We start from the raw sequence: 14,830 nt of genomic DNA, 5'->3' as shown, positions 1-14,830 counted from the left end.
GTACGACCGCCCTGCCCGGCTGGCTGTCCGGGCTCAGCCTCACCCAGACCTACCTGCTGATCGGGGCGTTCGGCCTGATCGGTCTCGCGCTCGTCGTCATCGGCCTGGCCACGATCCTCCGGTCGGGGCGGCGCCCGGCACGGCCACGGCCGTCCGCCACCGCGGCACCGGCGCCGTCCCACCGGACATGGGAATCGTGATCCGGACCGGCGCGCCGTCCCGGATCACGCCGACCTCCAGACCCTCGCCGATATCGAGGCCGACGATGTCGGGATACCGGGGCAGGTCCAGGCGCTCGCCTTCGCGCAGGCCGGCCCGGTCCGCGGGGCCGCCGGGCACCAGCCCCCGGACCTCGCGGCTGATGAAGGTGGACGGGTCGAAACCGACATCGGGCACGGGAACGTCGATCACCTCGCCGGTGAAACCCGGGCCGAAGCAGTCCGGCGCGGGCCGCCCGGCACCGGTGAACGCGAGCGCGTCGAGGATCGGCTGCTCGGCCGCGGGCAGGAACTCCCCGACGCGGGCGCACCACTGCTCGACGCCGACCCGCTCGCCGGTCGCGCGGGCGCGTACCACGCCTCGCACCACGTCGTCGACGCTCTGCCGGCCACCGGTCGCGTGGCGCAGCCGGCCGTCGAGGTCGGCCAGGTAGAACAGGCCGCGCGCGTACGCCAGCCGGTGCGCCAGGAAATCCGAGAAGAACACCTGCTGCACCTGCCGGAGGTCGAGGTGACGGCGCGGATTCGCGTACGCCTCGCGGGCCTCGAAGTTGACCGCGCGCAGGAACTCCTCGTCGCCGATCAGCCCGGCGCGCCAGGGCAGGACGAGCGAGTAGTAGTCGGCCGCCCCTTCGACGAACCAGGTGACGTCCTCGGATGCGCCGTCCAGCCGCAGCCATTCGTGGACGAGCTCGTGGGCGATCGTCTCGTACAGCGACGCCGCGCCGAGGGGCTGGGCGGGATTCAGCGCCATCACGAACGACGCCGGATGCGCCGAGGCGTTGGCCCCCCGATGCGGATGCCCCCGCAGGAACACCCGGTACGCGTGCGCCGGCGCGCCGAACGCCTCGGCCATGATCCGGTATGTCGTCCCGAGCCGGTCGGCGAAGGCCTGGACGTCGATGCCCGGATCGGCCAGCCACCACACGGAGAACTCCCCGTCGCGGTGGTGACGATCCGCGAGGTCGCCGCACATGACATAGGTGTCGCCCAGCCGCTCCAGGCCCGCGCCCGCGACCTCGCCGCCCTCGCCCAGGCTGGTGACCGCCGTCCAGCGGCCCGCCGCCGGTAGGTCCCAGCGCAGGTCGAAGGTGAGCTCCTCCGGTCCCGGCGGCAGGATCACGAAGCACTTCACGGCGCCGGACAGGCCACCGGCTTCCCGGCGCAGTTCCAGCGGCGGGGTCGCCGGCCCCGGCTCGGCGGCGACCGGTTCGGCGGGGTGGGACAGCGTGATCCGCCCCTGGGCCGCCCGCCCGGCGGTCCAGCGGCGCACCGCTTCGCCGTCCTCCTCGGCCACGGTCGCGACGAGCGGCAGCGGCCCGAGGTCGTCCACCGCGGTGACCGCATCGTCGGCGAGCCGCAGGGTCGGCGCCCCGGCGACCGCGACCGGCAACCGGCCGACCGGCCCGCCCGCCGGGACCGCGACGCCGTCCAGCGACCACGTCACCAGCACGCCGGGCGCGCCCACGGTCAAGGTCACGCTGAGATGAGCCATCCCGGCACCCTAGATCACCTGCGTACGCCGATTGCCACCACCATGGCGGGGCGCCCCGGACGAGGGCGCCCCGCTCCGCGTGTCACGCGCAGGGTTCTCCGCCGCACACGTCGATCACCTGACCGGTCAGCAGGAAGGTCGCCTTCTGCTGCTGCGCTGCCGCCTGCGAACGCGGGAACGAGTGCGGATCCTGCCCGTACCGGGGATCGGACGGTGCCAGGTTCGTCGGCGGCGGCGCGTACGCCAGACCGCTGTTCCAGACCACGATGGCCGACCCGGCGTACGGATAGTGGTTGACGGGTCTGATGCCCCAGAACGGCACGGTCTCGTCCGACCAGCCGGGGGCCAGGGCGGGCAGGTGCAGGCGCGCGCCGATGGTGCGGGCCTCGACCTGCGCGGCGGCCGGGGAGACCTGGTGGTCGCCGAAGGCCACGTGCATGAGGACCTGGTGGACCGGCGTGCCCGGCAGCGGTCGGCGGGTCAGGTGGTGGGCGTAGCCGTCGGCCTCGGAGCGGTCCCACAGCATCTGCAGCAGGCCGAGAATGATCTGCTGGTCGGCCTTGTCCGGGTAGCCCTGGTCCATGATCTGCTGGAACGGCGCGAAGTCGACGCTGCGCTGCAGCAGGGTGCTGTAGTTCATCGCCGGTACGCCGAGCACCGACCGCGTCCAGTCCTGGGCGACCGCGGTGAGCGCGCCGCCGTTGATGCCGCCCTGGCTGTTGCCGTCGTAGTGCAGCCCGCCCGCGAGGTCCAGCAGGGCCTTGCCGTCGGCGTCCTGGAAGGCCGGGTTCGCGGCGAAGCCGGCCGCGTGGTCCATCGCCCGGCCGAGGAACAGGAAGTCCAGGTAGCTCTGCTGGAGCCGGTCGGCGACCGCCGGGAAGCGGCTGAGGTCGGCGAACGTGCCCGCGACGAACGGCACGTCGGCGGCCGCCATGCCGATCCAGCTGGTCGCGCAGAACATGAAGTCGTGCCCGTACGCCATGTCCTTCACGTTGCCGGCGTTGATCTCGGTCGGCGCGCCGAGCAGGCCGTGGCCGTAGAGCGACAGGTGCGCGGGTTGCGCCGCGCTCGCGCCGCGCGGGATGTTGCACACGAAGTCCGCCGCGACCGTGCCGCCCGACGGTGTCGGTACGGCGTCCGCGTCGGCCGAGTCGTAGTGCAGCCGCGAACCCGGGCCGCCGGTGCCGGTGAGATAGCTCGGCACGTCGACGACTCCGCGTACCTGGCGGGCGATGCGGGCGTCCTGGGCCTCGGTGTAGTCCGTGACCCCGGTGACCGTGTACGCGGGCGCCGCGTCCCCGAGGGCGGCGAACGCGCCGTCGCGCATCGCCAGCAGGCGGCCGGTCAGGTTCCGCTCGCTGGCCGTCGTGAACTCCCAGGCGAGGTAGAGATCCTTGCGGTGCACCCCGGTGACCGTCAGGTCGGCCAGGATGCGCTTCATCTCCTGCGCCCGCTCGTCGTGCGGGCCGCGGCCGGAGGTCACGTACGCCGAGAACGCCGCCGGCGCCGGGATCTCGTCCCCGCTGGCGGTACGCGCGTTGCGGACCGCGACGACGTACCGGGTGGCCTCGTCCAGCTCGACCGCCGGGCGGACGATGAGCACCTGCCGGTCCGGTTGCGCGGCGGCGTGCGCGTCGAGCTCGGCCCAGTAGGGCGTACGTTGCCACGTGCGGGTGTTCAGCAGCACGATCGGCGCGTCCGGCCGCAGCGACCGCCCGATGTCGGTCACCGGCGCGATGCCGCTGGCCACCGGGTCCAGGCCGGGTACGCGTACCAGGATCGGCGTGCCCGGGCTGAACCCGTCCTGCCGGTTCCACTCGGTGGGGTCGATGTGTACGCCGGCCACCGAGGCCGGCATCGAGGACTGTTCGAAGTGGACCCGAAGACCGGTCGCGCTGGACCTGTCCCGGACCGTGAAGAGGTCGTTGGGGAACGGGAGCAGGCAGGCGGTCGGATCGAGCGGATCGCAGGCGGCGTACGGGGCGTGCTGGGGCGGGGCCGCGGGCGGCCCGGCGGCGGCGGGACCGGCCAGGACGAGACCGGTCACGGCGACCAGCGCCAGCACGACGCGCGCACCTCGGGCGGAAGTCACACGCATCTCCTTTGATGGGTGGGAGTGGTGCTGCCGTTCTTACGCCGAGCACGCCCGCCCCGCAAGAGCCGCGGTTAACTCGATGACGCCCTCGCCCGCGCTCGCTACGATCATCGGGCCGGGGCGGCTCCCTGGAGCGCTTCCTTCTCCCTCTCTGACAGATTCAGCGTTCCTTCTCTCCGCCCCGGCCTCATTTTCCGCGACGACATCGGGAGGCACGCGTGGACGCGGTCGCGACGGTTCTGGTCCGCCGCCTGAACGCGGTCATGCTGCCGGACGCCGCCGTACCCGCGCCCGCCGACGGCGGCGAGTGGGTCGTCCTGCTGGAGACCGATCTCGCCGACCGCGGCCTGCTGCTCGACGCGCCGCTGCGGGCCCGGTTCGCGGGCCTGGCCGCGGACGTGCGCAACCGCTGGGGTGACTGGCTGCTGGCCACGGCCGACGCGGCCACCGGCGCCGACCGCGAGCACCTGCCGCTCTACCGCGCCTTCCCGAACACTCCGGCGGAGCCGCAGGCGCTGTTCGTCAGCCGCCTGCTGGCCCACGTCTTCCAGTCGCCGGGCGCGCCGTGCGTCCTGTGCGGCTCGGCCGAGGGGGTCCACCCGCTCGACCCCTGCGGGCATCTCGTCTGCGTCGCGTGCTTCGACCCCGCCGCGTACAGCGCCTGCCCGATCTGCGGCCGCCGGCTCACAGGCGGCAACGCGTACCTGCGGGTCACGGCGCCCCGGCTGGCGGGCCGCCGGAAGTCGCCGCCCGTGCGCTGGCGGCGGCTCAGTCTCACTCCACACACGACGGTCGTACGCGTCCGCGACGAGCTGGTCGCCCGGCCGGCGGCGCTGAACGAGGCCGATGCGGCCGATCTGCGTACGCTGGTGGAAGCGACCGCCCCCGGACGGCTGGACTGGTTGCCGGGCACCGTCCCGGCCCGGGAGACCCAGGCGCTGCTCATCGCCTGGGCGCTGGACGCGACCGTGCTGACGTCCGCGTACGACCGGGTTCTCGGCGAGGCGGTCGCGCGCTGGTCGACGGCCACCGACGCGGCCCGCGCGCTCTGGGCGTACTCGGGCGGTGACGCGGGCCTGGTGCTGCCGGGTGCGGAAGGGGCGGACGGACCGCTGGAAGGGTGGCGTCCGGTCGACGAGCCGAAGGTGACCGCCGTCGTCCCGCGGGTACGCGCGCTCCCCCGGCCGTTGCGCCGCGCGGTGCTCGGCTTCCTGGACGGGCTCGACCTGCCGACGGCCGCCGAGGATCTGGCCCGGCACCCCACGGTCTGGAAGCGGCTCGCGGAGCGGCTGCACCCGTTCGAGCGGGTCGCGGCGTTCCCGCGCGCGGCGGTGGCGTTCGCGGCTCTCCGCGGTACGCGTGCCCCGATCGCCGGGGTGCTCGCGACCGCGATGGCCGACGCCGCCGCGGCGCATCCCGACCACGTCGAACTGTCCTTTCACGACGATGACACCGTGGCGGTACGCGTACGCACCTTCGCCTCTCTCGTCGAGGAGGCGTTCGCGTGCGGTGACGTGCCGGCCGTGACCGGGCTGCTCCGCCGGCGGCCGGGCGACCTGTGGCGCCGGCTGGACCACCTGCTGCGCCTGGCCGGCGACGACAACGACGCGCGCGACCGGATCCTCGACGCCGTACGCTCGACGGCCGCCCGGGTGTCGCCGGCGGTCCTGGGCGGCGCGGCCGCCGCGCTGGCGGGGCGGGACGGCACGGTCCTCGCCGAGCAGGCCGCCGCCGTGGCGACCGCCGCCGCGCGGCCGCAGGGGTCCGGCCGCCTGCTCATCCAGCCCGTGCGAACCCGTCCCGCGCCGGAACCCGACTACGGCCCGAAGCCCGGCACGCCCCGCCGTACTTTCTTCCCGAAGGGCGACGTGGTCCGCACCTGGACGGCGTACGAGCGACGGGCCAGGCTCGCCTCGGACACCATCGCCGCCGTCCGGGCGGCGGCCGACGCCGAACTCGTCCGCCGGGCCGCCGGCCTGGAGCGGTTCGACGTCGCCGTGCTCGACCTCGGGCTCGCCGCCGTCCCGGCCCCGATGCGGGAACGGGCGTCCTCGCAGCAGCTGGCCGGCTGGCCGCGCGGCAGCGTACGCACGCTGGCCGACCTCGACGTGCTGCGCCTGTTCCTGCACTGGACCGACACCGCCACGGCCCGGGTCGACCTGGACCTGTCCTGCGGGTTCTACGACGAGGCCTGGAACCCGGTCGGCCACTGCGACTTCACGAACCTGCGGTTCGCGACGGACGCCGCGATCCACTCGGGCGACCTGACGTCCGCGCCGCCCCCGCTGGGCGCCACCGAGTTCCTCGACCTGCACCGGGCCCGCCTGCGCGCCGCCGGCGCCACCTGGGCCGTCCCGGTCGTCTACAGCTACAACGACGTCCCGTTCGAGCAGCTCACCGACGCGTTCGCCGGCTTCTCCCGGCCCGGGCGCGACGGCTCCCAGTTCGAGGGCGCCCGGGTCCTGCAGCGCTTCGGCCTGCGCGGCAACGCCAAGGCCCTCGCCCCGATGATCCTGCACGTGCCGAGCGCCCAGGTCATGTGGGTCGACGCGAGCCTGTCCAGTCCCGGCTACGGCCACCAGATCGGCGGGCACGGCCCGCGCCTCGGCCGGATCGCCGCCGACCTCTGGGAGCACTTCACCGGCGTACGCCGCACGACGCTGCTCGACCTCGCGGCGTGGCACGCGTGCGCCCGCGCGGACCGGATCGTCGTCGTGTCCGAGGCGGGCGACGCCGTCCTCGTGCCCCCGTCCCCGGCCGCCGTACGCGCCGCCGACGGGATCGAGACGGACCTCGGATCGCTTGCGGGACAACGGGTCTTCGCGGCGACCACGGACGCCGCCCGGCTGGCGGAACTCGCCGGCCCGGACATCGCCGAGGGCTCGGCCGCGATCCTCGTCGACGGCTTGGCGGCCGCGCCCTGGACGGTCACGGGCGCGGGCGATCTCGCCGCCGGCCTCGTCCCCCTTGCGCCTGCTCAACGATGACTTAGGCTGCGGACGGAGGTCCGTCATGCCGATACGGGTGGTCCTGGAACACGGCCCGAAAGCCAAGATGTCCGTCGCGTACGCCGTCGACTGGCCGGGCTGGAGCCGCGGCGCGAAGACCCCCGAGGGCGCCCTGGAGCGGTTCGCGGCCTACCGCGGCCGCTACCGCCCGATCGCCGTACGCAGCGGTCTCGCGGAGGAGTTCGACGTTGCGACGGCCATCGACATCGTCGAGGACCGGGTCGGCGCGGGATCGACCGACTTCTGGGGCATCTCGTTCACGGCGAGCGCCCTGGAGCAGGACCCGATGGACGCCGCCGAACTCGAGCGCAAACTCGGCCTGATGCGAAGCTGCTGGGCGTACTTCGACGAGGTGGCGGCCCGGGTCTCGGCGGAGATGCGCAAAGGTCCCCGCGGCGGCGGCCGCGAGCGGGACGAGATCATCAGCCACACGATCCGCGTCGAGAGCGAGGACTTCGCCAAGAAGGTCGGCGTCTGCATGCCGGAGGGCGGGGCCCTCGCACCCGGGGCGCTCGCCGGCTACCGGTCGGCGTACGTCGAGGCGATCCGCGCCTACCAGCGGGGGGAGCTGAAGCCGATGCGGTCGTGGACGCTCGGCTTCCTGGTACGCCACACGGGGTTCCACACGATGGACCACGCCTGGGAGATGGAGGACAAGGACCTCACCGCATCCTGATCCGAGCAGGATTCACAAAGCCGCCCGGCCGCCGCCGTCCTCCCCCGATGATGGACGGGTGACTGCTGCGACCAGCTCAAACTCTGAAACCGACCGGATCGCCGAGGCCGATTCCGGCGCCGTCGCGTGGCGGGCCTGGGGCCCGTACCTGTCCGAGCGCGCGTGGGGCACCGTCCGCGAGGACTACAGCGCGACCGGCGAGGCCTGGGACTCCTTCCCGCATGATCATGCCCGGTCGCGGGCGTACCGGTGGAACGAGGACGGCATGGCCGGCGTCTGCGACGAGCAGCAGCGGTTCTGCTTCTCGCTGGCGCTGTGGAACGGCCGCGACCCGATCCTCAAGGAGCGCATGTTCGGCCTCACCGGTACGCAGGGCAACCACGGTGAGGACGTCAAGGAGTACTGGTGGTACGAGGATTCCACGCCGACGCATTCCCATATGAGCTGGCGGTACCACTATCCGCAGGGCGAGTTCCCGTACCAGGATCTGGTCGACGTCAACGGCCGCCGGAGCCGGCACGAAGCCGAGTACGAACTGCTCGACACCGGGGTGTTCGCCGACGACCGGTACTGGTCGGTCACCGCGGACTACGCGAAGGCCTCCCCGACCGACCTGTGCGTCGTGGTGACGGTCGCCAACCGGGGCCCGGAGACGGCCACGATCCACGTGCTGCCGACGCTGTGGTTCCGCAACACGTGGGCGTGGGGGCAGCCCGGCGAGGACGCGGTCCCGTCGATCACCGGCGACGGCGGCCGGCTGACCGCCCGGCACGGCGCGCTGGGCACGATCGAGCTGCTCGGCGACGGTACGCCGACCGCGCTGTTCTGCGACAACGAGACCAACACCGAACGGCTGTGGGGTACGCCGGGACGGTCGGCGTACCCGAAGGACGGCATCAATGATCATGTCGTGCACGGGGCGGCGACGGTCAATCCCGCGCGGACGGGCACGAAGGCGGCCCTGCACTACGTGCTGGAGGTGCCGGCGGGCGGGTCACGGCAGATCCGGCTGCGGCTGGCCGAGCCCACCGGCGGCTCGGCCGATCTGGGGGACGGCTTCGCGAAGGTCATGGCGGACCGGCGTACGGAGGCCGACGCGTTCTTCGCCGCTCTGATGCCGGCCGGCACCACCGACGAGGAGGCGCTGGTCGTCCGCGGGGCGGTCGCCGGTCTCATGTGGGGCAAGCAGTTCTACCACTACGACGTCGAGCCCTGGCTGGACGGCGACCCGGCCACGCCGCCGCCGCCGTGGGAGCGCCGCCACGGCCGCAACGCCGGCTGGCGCCACCTCGCCGCCGCCGACGTCATCTCCATGCCCGATCCCTGGGAGTATCCCTGGTTCGCCGCCTGGGACCTCGCCTTCCACTGCGTCGCCATCGCCCGGGTCGACCCCGGCTTCGCCAAACAGCAACTGCTTCTTCTCGTACGCGACTGGTACATGCATCCCGGCGGGCAGATCCCGGCCTACGAATGGTCGTTCGGGGACGTCAACCCGCCCGTGCACGCCTGGGCGGCGCTGCGCGTCTTCGACCTCGACGGCGGTCGTGACTTCGACTTCCTCGAACGGATCCTGCACAAGCTGATGTTCAACTTCACGTGGTGGGTCAACCGCAAGGACGTCGACGGCAACAACGTCTTCGAGGGCGGCTTCCTCGGGCTGGACAACATCGGCCCGTTCGACCGGTCCGCGCCGCTGCCCGTCGAGGGGCACCTGGAGCAGTCCGACGGCACCGGCTGGATGGCCATGTACGCGGCCAACATGCTGGAGATGTCGGTACGCCTCGCCACGTACAACCCGGTCTACCAGGACGTGGCGACGAAGTTCTTCGAGCATTTCGCGTACATCGCGGCGTCGGCGCGGGAGCTGTGGAACGAGAAGGACGAGTTCTACTGCGACACCATCCGGATCGGCGACGGGGAACCGATCCCGCTGCGCGTGTTCTCGATCGTCGGCCTGATCCCGCTCGCGGCCACGGTGACCTGGCGGGAGGGCACGTTCGAGCAGATGTCGGACCTGGTCGCCCGCGTCCGCTGGTTCGTCGAGAACAAGCCCGCGTACGCGCAGGTCATCGGCGAGAACCGGACGACCCGGTCGGGCCACCGCAACCGGCTCATCTCGATGGTCACGATGGACCAGCTCGGCCCGATCGTCTCCCGGATGCTCGACGAGTCGGAGTTCCTCAGCCCGTACGGGCTGCGCAGCATCTCGCGCGTGCACGCGGCCGAGCCGTTCGTGATCAACCTGGGCGGCCAGGACTTCGGTGTCGACTACGAACCGGCCGAATCCACGACCGGCGCGTTCGGCGGCAACTCCAACTGGCGCGGCCCGATCTGGATGCCGGTGAACTACCTGCTGCTGGGGGCGCTGGACACGTTCGGCGACTACCTCGGCGACTCGGCGACCTTCGAGTACCCGACCGGGTCCGGCCGGCGGCGTACGCTCACCGAGGTCGCCGACGACCTGTCCGAGCGGATCATCGACATCTTCCTGCGCGGGCCGGACGGCCGCCGGCCGCTCTACGGCGGCACGGAGCTGTTCCAGACGCATCCGGACTGGCGCGACCGCCTGGTCTACCCGGAGTACTTCCACGGCGACAACGGTGCCGCGCTCGGCGCGATGCACCAGACCGGCTGGACGGCCCTGGTGGCGAACCTGATCCTGGGCCGCCGCGCGGACCGGCTGCCGCACGTGCGCCCGGGCGCCTGACGCCGGGGTTCCGCTCGGTGCCGGTCCCAAGATCCCGTTTGGATCAGGGAAATCACCCGAATCATGGGCCATGATTACGTGCGAAAACCTGATCCAAACGGGATCTTGGCAGCGTGCGTTCAGGCGGCGGTGGCGTGCGGGTAACGCTCGCCGGCATCCACCGCGATCGTCAGCCGGTTCTCGGCCGGCGGCAGCGGGCAGGTCGCGTGCTCGGTGTACGCGCACGGCAGGTTGGTCGCCCGGTTGAAGTCCACCACCACCGTGCCGTCCTCGGCCGGCGGCCCGACCAGCAGCGACCGGTTGGCAGCGTAGGTGGTGACCCCGGAGGTGGCGTCGGTGAACAGCACGTTCAGCGTGCCCGGGACGTGCCCCTCGAACGCGGTCAGGATGTGCGTCTGCCCGTCGAGCGTGAAGTAGATCCGCCCGGGCGCGTCGTACACGTGCCGCAGCTCGTCGACGACCGAGCCGACCGTCGTCGGCCGGGGCTCGGTGAACGGCACGAACCGCCCGGCGACCACCCACCGCGGATCCGGCTCGTACGCCGGCGTCCCCCGGTACGCCGACAGCACCGGGCTGTCCGGGTGGCGCGGCCGGACGATCGCGTACCCGCCGCGGCGGGCGACCTCGATGACGGCGTTCTTCCAGCGGGCGTAGACGCTCCCCCGTTCGGCGATCACCCCGAAGCTGTGTACGCCGTGGACGGTCGCCCCGTCGACGATGATCTCTTCGCCCTCGCCGAGCTCGACGACGATGTCGTCGCCGCGGAGCGACCAGGCGCCGGGCGCGTCGGTGAACCGTTGCGGCTCGGTGGTCAGCCAGTGGATGTCGGTAATGGCGAGGAAGCCGTGCGGGTCGGCGCGGTGGGCCTCGTGGTCGCGATGCCAGGCTTCCCACTGCTCGGCGAAGTCGGCGGCGCCGACCTGATCGGATGCGAGTACGTCCGTGGTCATGGCCATATCCTACAAGTCCCATAGGATTTGTTGCTAGTGCCTGCCCCGCGCCGACCCTCATGTCCACGATGACGGTCGTCCGGACGGTCGGCATTCCGATTCTCGGGCGCGAACGTTTGACAAAGTGCGCGACCATGACCTCCCCGGGGGCTCACCGCTCCCCGGTCGGTCCCCGATCCCGTCCCGCCCGAGGAGCCACCGATGCCGCACCGTCCCCGGCTCTACGCCGCGGCCTTGCTCGGGGTCGCCGCGGTCGGTGTCGCCGCCCTGGTCTGGGTCACGCCGCGGGTGTTCGCCGGCAGCGCGGGAGACGCGCGGGGCGTCAACGGGGTGTCGCTGATCAACAACGCGACGCGTACGCCGATCCTGGGGCTGAGCCCGGTGACGGACGGAACCGTCGTCGACCTCACCCGCCTCACCGGTACGCGGCTCAGCCTCCGGGCGGACCTGGCGGCCGGTGTCGACGCGGGCAGCGTCGTGTTCACGCTGACCGGCGCGAAGGGCGACAGCCTGCGGCGTACCGAGTCGCGGGCGCCGTTCTTCCTCTGCGACGATTACGTGGACTGTCCACTGCTGGCGACGCCGGACGCGTACACGCTGACGGCACAGGCGTACACCGGCACGCGGGCGGGCGGGGCGGCGGTCGGCGTACCGTTCTCGGTCCGGTTCTCGGTCACCGACCGGGCGAGCGCGACGCGGCCGGTCGACGTGCTGTTCGTGGGCAACAGCCTGCTCGGCACCGTGAACCACGTGACCCGTGAGGACACACCCACGCTGCTGCACCGCCTCGCCGCCGCCGAAGGCCGCACGGTACGCCTCACGAAGGTCATCCACTTCGGGTACACGCTGCGGCACACGTGGGAGGACGGGTTCGCCGCGAAGGCGCTGAGCGGCTCGGGGCGCTACGACGTCATCGTGTTGCAGGAGTACAGCACGCTGGTCGCCACGAGCCTGCCGACGGCCACGAGCACCCTGCTCAACCTGTACGCGCCGACGTTCGCCCGGATCCTCAAGCCGGGCGGCCGGGTGGTGCTGTTCAAGAACTGGGCCCTGGTGAACCCCGACCCGTTCGATTCGCGGGCGGAGGCGAAGGCGGCCATCGACGCGAACTACGCCGCCCTGTCGGCGGCGCTGACGACGCCCAACCTGGTCGCCCCGATCGGCGACGAGTTCGAGACGGTCATCGCCGCGCACGGGCCGTCGTTCCTCATCGTGCCCGACGGCAAGCACCCCAACGACACCGCCGTCTACCTGGACGCCGTGACGCTCTACGGGATCCTGTTCCACGAGTCGCCGCGCGGGCTCGCGGACGCGTACCTGAACGCTCCGGTCGCGGCCTATCTGCGGTCGGTCGCGGCCACGGCGATCGGCTACTGAGCCCGGCTCACTCCGGCAACGGCCTGGTGGGATGCGGGCCGAGCGCGGCGTCGAGCAGGTCGCCGAGCAGGTCGAGCTGGCGGGCGGTCAGGCCGTCGAAGGACCGTTCCAGAACTCCGTCCACCAGGTGCTGCCCCGCCGCGCGTACGCGTTCCCCTTCGTCGGTGAGCCGGTGCTTCACCGCGCGGCCGGGCCCCGGTACGCGCTCGATCAGCCCGCGGTCGGCCATCCGCACGGCGAGCGACCCGAAGGACTGGTCCGTCTGGAAGGTCAGCTCGGCGAGATCGTGCAGCGAGGCGCCGGGCTCCCGGTGCAGATGCCGCAGCGTGTCCCACTGCACGAGGGAGAGGCCGAGCGGCGCCAGCGCGGCGCTCAGCGCGCGGTGATGGCGGTGCTGCAGGCGTTTCACGGCGAGGGCGACGTCGGCGCGGCGGTGCGGCATGCCTCAGTCTAACTCAGCTTGCGTATATAAGCTTCCTTAGTTAAGGTTCCTGATACAGGTACACCCCTCCCGGAATCGAGGACAGCCGTGCAGACCACCATCGACCTGCCCGCCGTCGGCACCGTCGAGTTCACCGCCGTCGAATTCACCGCCGACGAGTTCACTTCGGCCGAGCCCGACGCCGGCCGGCCGTACCTTCTGCTGCACGGTGGCGGGGGCGTCGCCACCATGGCCGGGTTCGCCGGTCTGCTGGCCGGGCGCGCGCGGTCACGCGTACTGCTGCCGACGCATCCGGGCTTCGCGGGCACGCCCCGGCCGGCCGGCCTCGCGTCGGTCACCGGCCTCGCCGAGGCGTACGCGGGCCTGCTCGACCGGCTCGACCTGACCGGGGTGACGGTGGTCGGCAATTCGTTCGGCGGCTGGCTCGCGGCCGAGATCGGCCTGCTCGGCAGCCCCCGGGTGACCGGCCTCATGCTGATCGACGCGGTCGGTGCCGTGGTCGACGGCCACCCGGTCCCCGACGTCGCCACGCTGACCCCGGCCGAACTCGCCGCGCACGCCTGGCACGACCCGGCCCGGGCACCCCGGCCACCGGCCGCGGGCGGCAACGGCCCGAGTCCGGACGTGCTGGCCCTGCTCGCGTACACCGGGCCGGCGATGGCCGATCCGACGCTGCTCGACCGGCTGCGCGGGCTCGACCTGCCCGTCCACATCGTCTGGGGTGCGAGCGACCGCATCGTCGACACCGCCCACGCCCGGGCGTACGCGGACGCGGTGGCGGGCAGCCGCCTGACGATCCTGCCCGGCAGCGGCCACCTGCCGCAGCTGGAAACGCCCGAGGAACTGCTCCGGGCTCTCCTGGAGGAGTAACAGCCGGACGAAGGACTGTCGGACCGGCGACAGTTCGCAACCCATCGGCCCCCGCCGAGGTGTTCGGACCGACATCTCTATGTGCGGGAGGAAAAATGCGCAGAACGATCGCGATCCTCGCCGGTGTGGCCCTGGCGCTGAGCCTGGCGCCCGCCGCCTCGGCCGCCCCGGCACCGGCCTCGCCGGGCGGGCGCCTGCTGGTGCTCGACCCGACCGGGTACGACCCGAACAGCTGGGCCACCCTGTCCAGCGTCCGTCCGGACGGGACGGACAAGCAGGACCTGCACCTGACCCTCTTCTGGTACGCCGGCCCCGACTACTCCCCCGACGGCACGAAGTTCGTGTTCGTGTCGCCGGGCTGCTGCGACGGGGTCGACATCGCCAACGCCGACGGCACCGGGGCGACCGAGATCGTCGAGGGCCCGTCGGCGCCGTCCTTCCCGCGCTGGTCGCCGCGGGGTGATCTGATCTCGCTCGAGTCCGACGCCGACATCTGGACGCTCAGCCCGCTGGGACCGTCGGTGCGCTGGGGCACGATCACGGCGCCGGGCGACTTCAACAACCTGGTCAGCGAGTGGGCTCCCACCGGCCGCACGGTCGCGGTGGCCAAGTGGACCGAGAACCCGAACATCTGGCTCTACCCGGCGTCGGGCGACGGCTCCCGGGCCCGCCAGCTCACGCACCAGACCGGCTGGAACCCCTACCGGATGACGTGGAGCCCGGACGGCAAGACGATCATCGTGGAGTCGGGCGGCGATCTGTACAAGGTGAACGCGAACAACGGCAAGGTCACCGACATCACCAACACCCCGGCGGTCAACGAGTCCAGCCCGGTCTACTCGCCGGACGGCAGTCTGGTCGCGTACGCGGCGCAGTCCACCGACGAGGGCTCGATCCCGGTCGTGCGGTTGATGAACGCCACCACGTTCACGAGCCGGGCCACCGGCATCACCGGTACGCCGACCAGCTGGCGGCCCCAGCCCTGACACCGA

The 14,830-nt window shown here is 72.4% G+C and carries 10 protein-coding genes; 6 read left to right on the top strand and 4 right to left on the bottom strand.

Translation table 11 applies throughout. The features are described from left to right. Positions 1-96 precede the first annotated feature (96 nt). Together G401_RS0125090 and G401_RS0125085 are read right to left on the bottom strand one after the other, a co-directional pair. Positions 97-1,713 (bottom strand): M61 metallopeptidase family protein, encoded by a 1,617-nt coding sequence (locus G401_RS0125090; RefSeq protein ID WP_027344649.1) that lies wholly within the window; start codon positions 1,711-1,713, stop codon positions 97-99. Between the two features lie 82 nt (positions 1,714-1,795). Beyond that, positions 1,796-3,805 (bottom strand): hypothetical protein, encoded by a 2,010-nt coding sequence (locus G401_RS0125085; protein ID WP_034592994.1) that lies wholly within the window; start codon positions 3,803-3,805, stop codon positions 1,796-1,798. Positions 3,806-4,026: 221 nt separating this feature from the next. Here G401_RS0125085 and G401_RS48260 point away from each other — a divergent pair, with 221 nt between their 5' ends. From G401_RS48260 to G401_RS0125070, 3 genes are read left to right on the top strand one after another with little or no spacing between them, the layout of a single operon-like run. Next, on the top strand, positions 4,027-6,795 hold the full coding sequence (locus tag G401_RS48260) for an MXAN_6230/SCO0854 family RING domain-containing protein (RefSeq protein WP_051367126.1): 2,769 nt from the start codon (positions 4,027-4,029) through the stop codon (positions 6,793-6,795). 25 nt (positions 6,796-6,820) lie between these two features. Then, a complete protein-coding gene (locus G401_RS0125075) occupies positions 6,821-7,492 on the top strand; it encodes a hypothetical protein (protein ID WP_027344647.1) in 672 nt (223 codons plus the stop codon). 58 nt (positions 7,493-7,550) lie between these two features. After that, positions 7,551-10,199 carry an MGH1-like glycoside hydrolase domain-containing protein gene (locus G401_RS0125070; RefSeq protein WP_211240836.1) on the top strand — a complete coding sequence of 883 codons (2,649 nt, stop codon included), beginning with the start codon at positions 7,551-7,553 and terminating at the stop codon, positions 10,197-10,199. Positions 10,200-10,318: 119 nt separating this feature from the next. Here the strand turns inward: G401_RS0125070 and G401_RS0125065 are convergent, their stop codons facing one another. Next, a complete protein-coding gene (locus tag G401_RS0125065) occupies positions 10,319-11,149 on the bottom strand; it encodes a DUF1684 domain-containing protein (RefSeq protein WP_027344645.1) in 831 nt (276 codons plus the stop codon). A 201-nt stretch (positions 11,150-11,350) separates the two neighbouring features. Between G401_RS0125065 and G401_RS0125060 the strand changes: the two genes are divergently transcribed. Next, positions 11,351-12,526 carry a hypothetical protein gene (locus tag G401_RS0125060; RefSeq protein WP_027344644.1) on the top strand — a complete coding sequence of 392 codons (1,176 nt, stop codon included), beginning with the start codon at positions 11,351-11,353 and terminating at the stop codon, positions 12,524-12,526. 7 nt (positions 12,527-12,533) lie between these two features. Here G401_RS0125060 and G401_RS0125055 read toward each other — a convergent pair whose 3' ends face one another. Further along, on the bottom strand, positions 12,534-12,968 hold the full coding sequence (locus tag G401_RS0125055; protein WP_027344643.1) for a MarR family winged helix-turn-helix transcriptional regulator: 435 nt from the start codon (positions 12,966-12,968) through the stop codon (positions 12,534-12,536). 87 nt (positions 12,969-13,055) lie between these two features. Here G401_RS0125055 and G401_RS0125050 point away from each other — a divergent pair, with 87 nt between their 5' ends. Next, positions 13,056-13,838 carry an alpha/beta fold hydrolase gene (locus G401_RS0125050; RefSeq protein WP_027344642.1) on the top strand — a complete coding sequence of 261 codons (783 nt, stop codon included), beginning with the start codon at positions 13,056-13,058 and terminating at the stop codon, positions 13,836-13,838. Positions 13,839-13,933: 95 nt separating this feature from the next. Then, positions 13,934-14,824, top strand: coding sequence for a TolB family protein (locus G401_RS0125045; protein WP_027344641.1), 891 nt, complete (start codon positions 13,934-13,936; stop codon positions 14,822-14,824). Positions 14,825-14,830: the final 6 nt, after the last annotated feature.

This window comes from Hamadaea tsunoensis DSM 44101 (assembly GCF_000428945.1).
Taxonomy (GTDB): Bacteria; Actinomycetota; Actinomycetes; order Mycobacteriales; family Micromonosporaceae; genus Hamadaea; species Hamadaea tsunoensis.
Note: the sequence above shows the minus strand (reverse complement) of the source record. Positions and strands in the feature narration are given on the sequence as shown.

Bases quoted from the DNA above. Each gene is read 5' to 3' on its own strand.
- G401_RS0125060 (WP_027344644.1), top strand. From the start codon at position 11,351: ATGCCGCACCGTCCCCGGCTCTACGCCGCGGCCTTGCTCGGGGTCGCC.
- G401_RS0125075 (WP_027344647.1), top strand. From the start codon at position 6,821: ATGCCGATACGGGTGGTCCTGGAACACGGCCCGAAAGCCAAGATGTCC.
- G401_RS0125065 (WP_027344645.1), bottom strand. From the start codon at position 11,149: ATGACCACGGACGTACTCGCATCCGATCAGGTCGGCGCCGCCGACTTC.
- G401_RS0125090 (WP_027344649.1), bottom strand. From the start codon at position 1,713: ATGGCTCATCTCAGCGTGACCTTGACCGTGGGCGCGCCCGGCGTGCTG.
- G401_RS0125055 (WP_027344643.1), bottom strand. From the start codon at position 12,968: ATGCCGCACCGCCGCGCCGACGTCGCCCTCGCCGTGAAACGCCTGCAG.
- G401_RS0125045 (WP_027344641.1), top strand. From the start codon at position 13,934: ATGCGCAGAACGATCGCGATCCTCGCCGGTGTGGCCCTGGCGCTGAGC.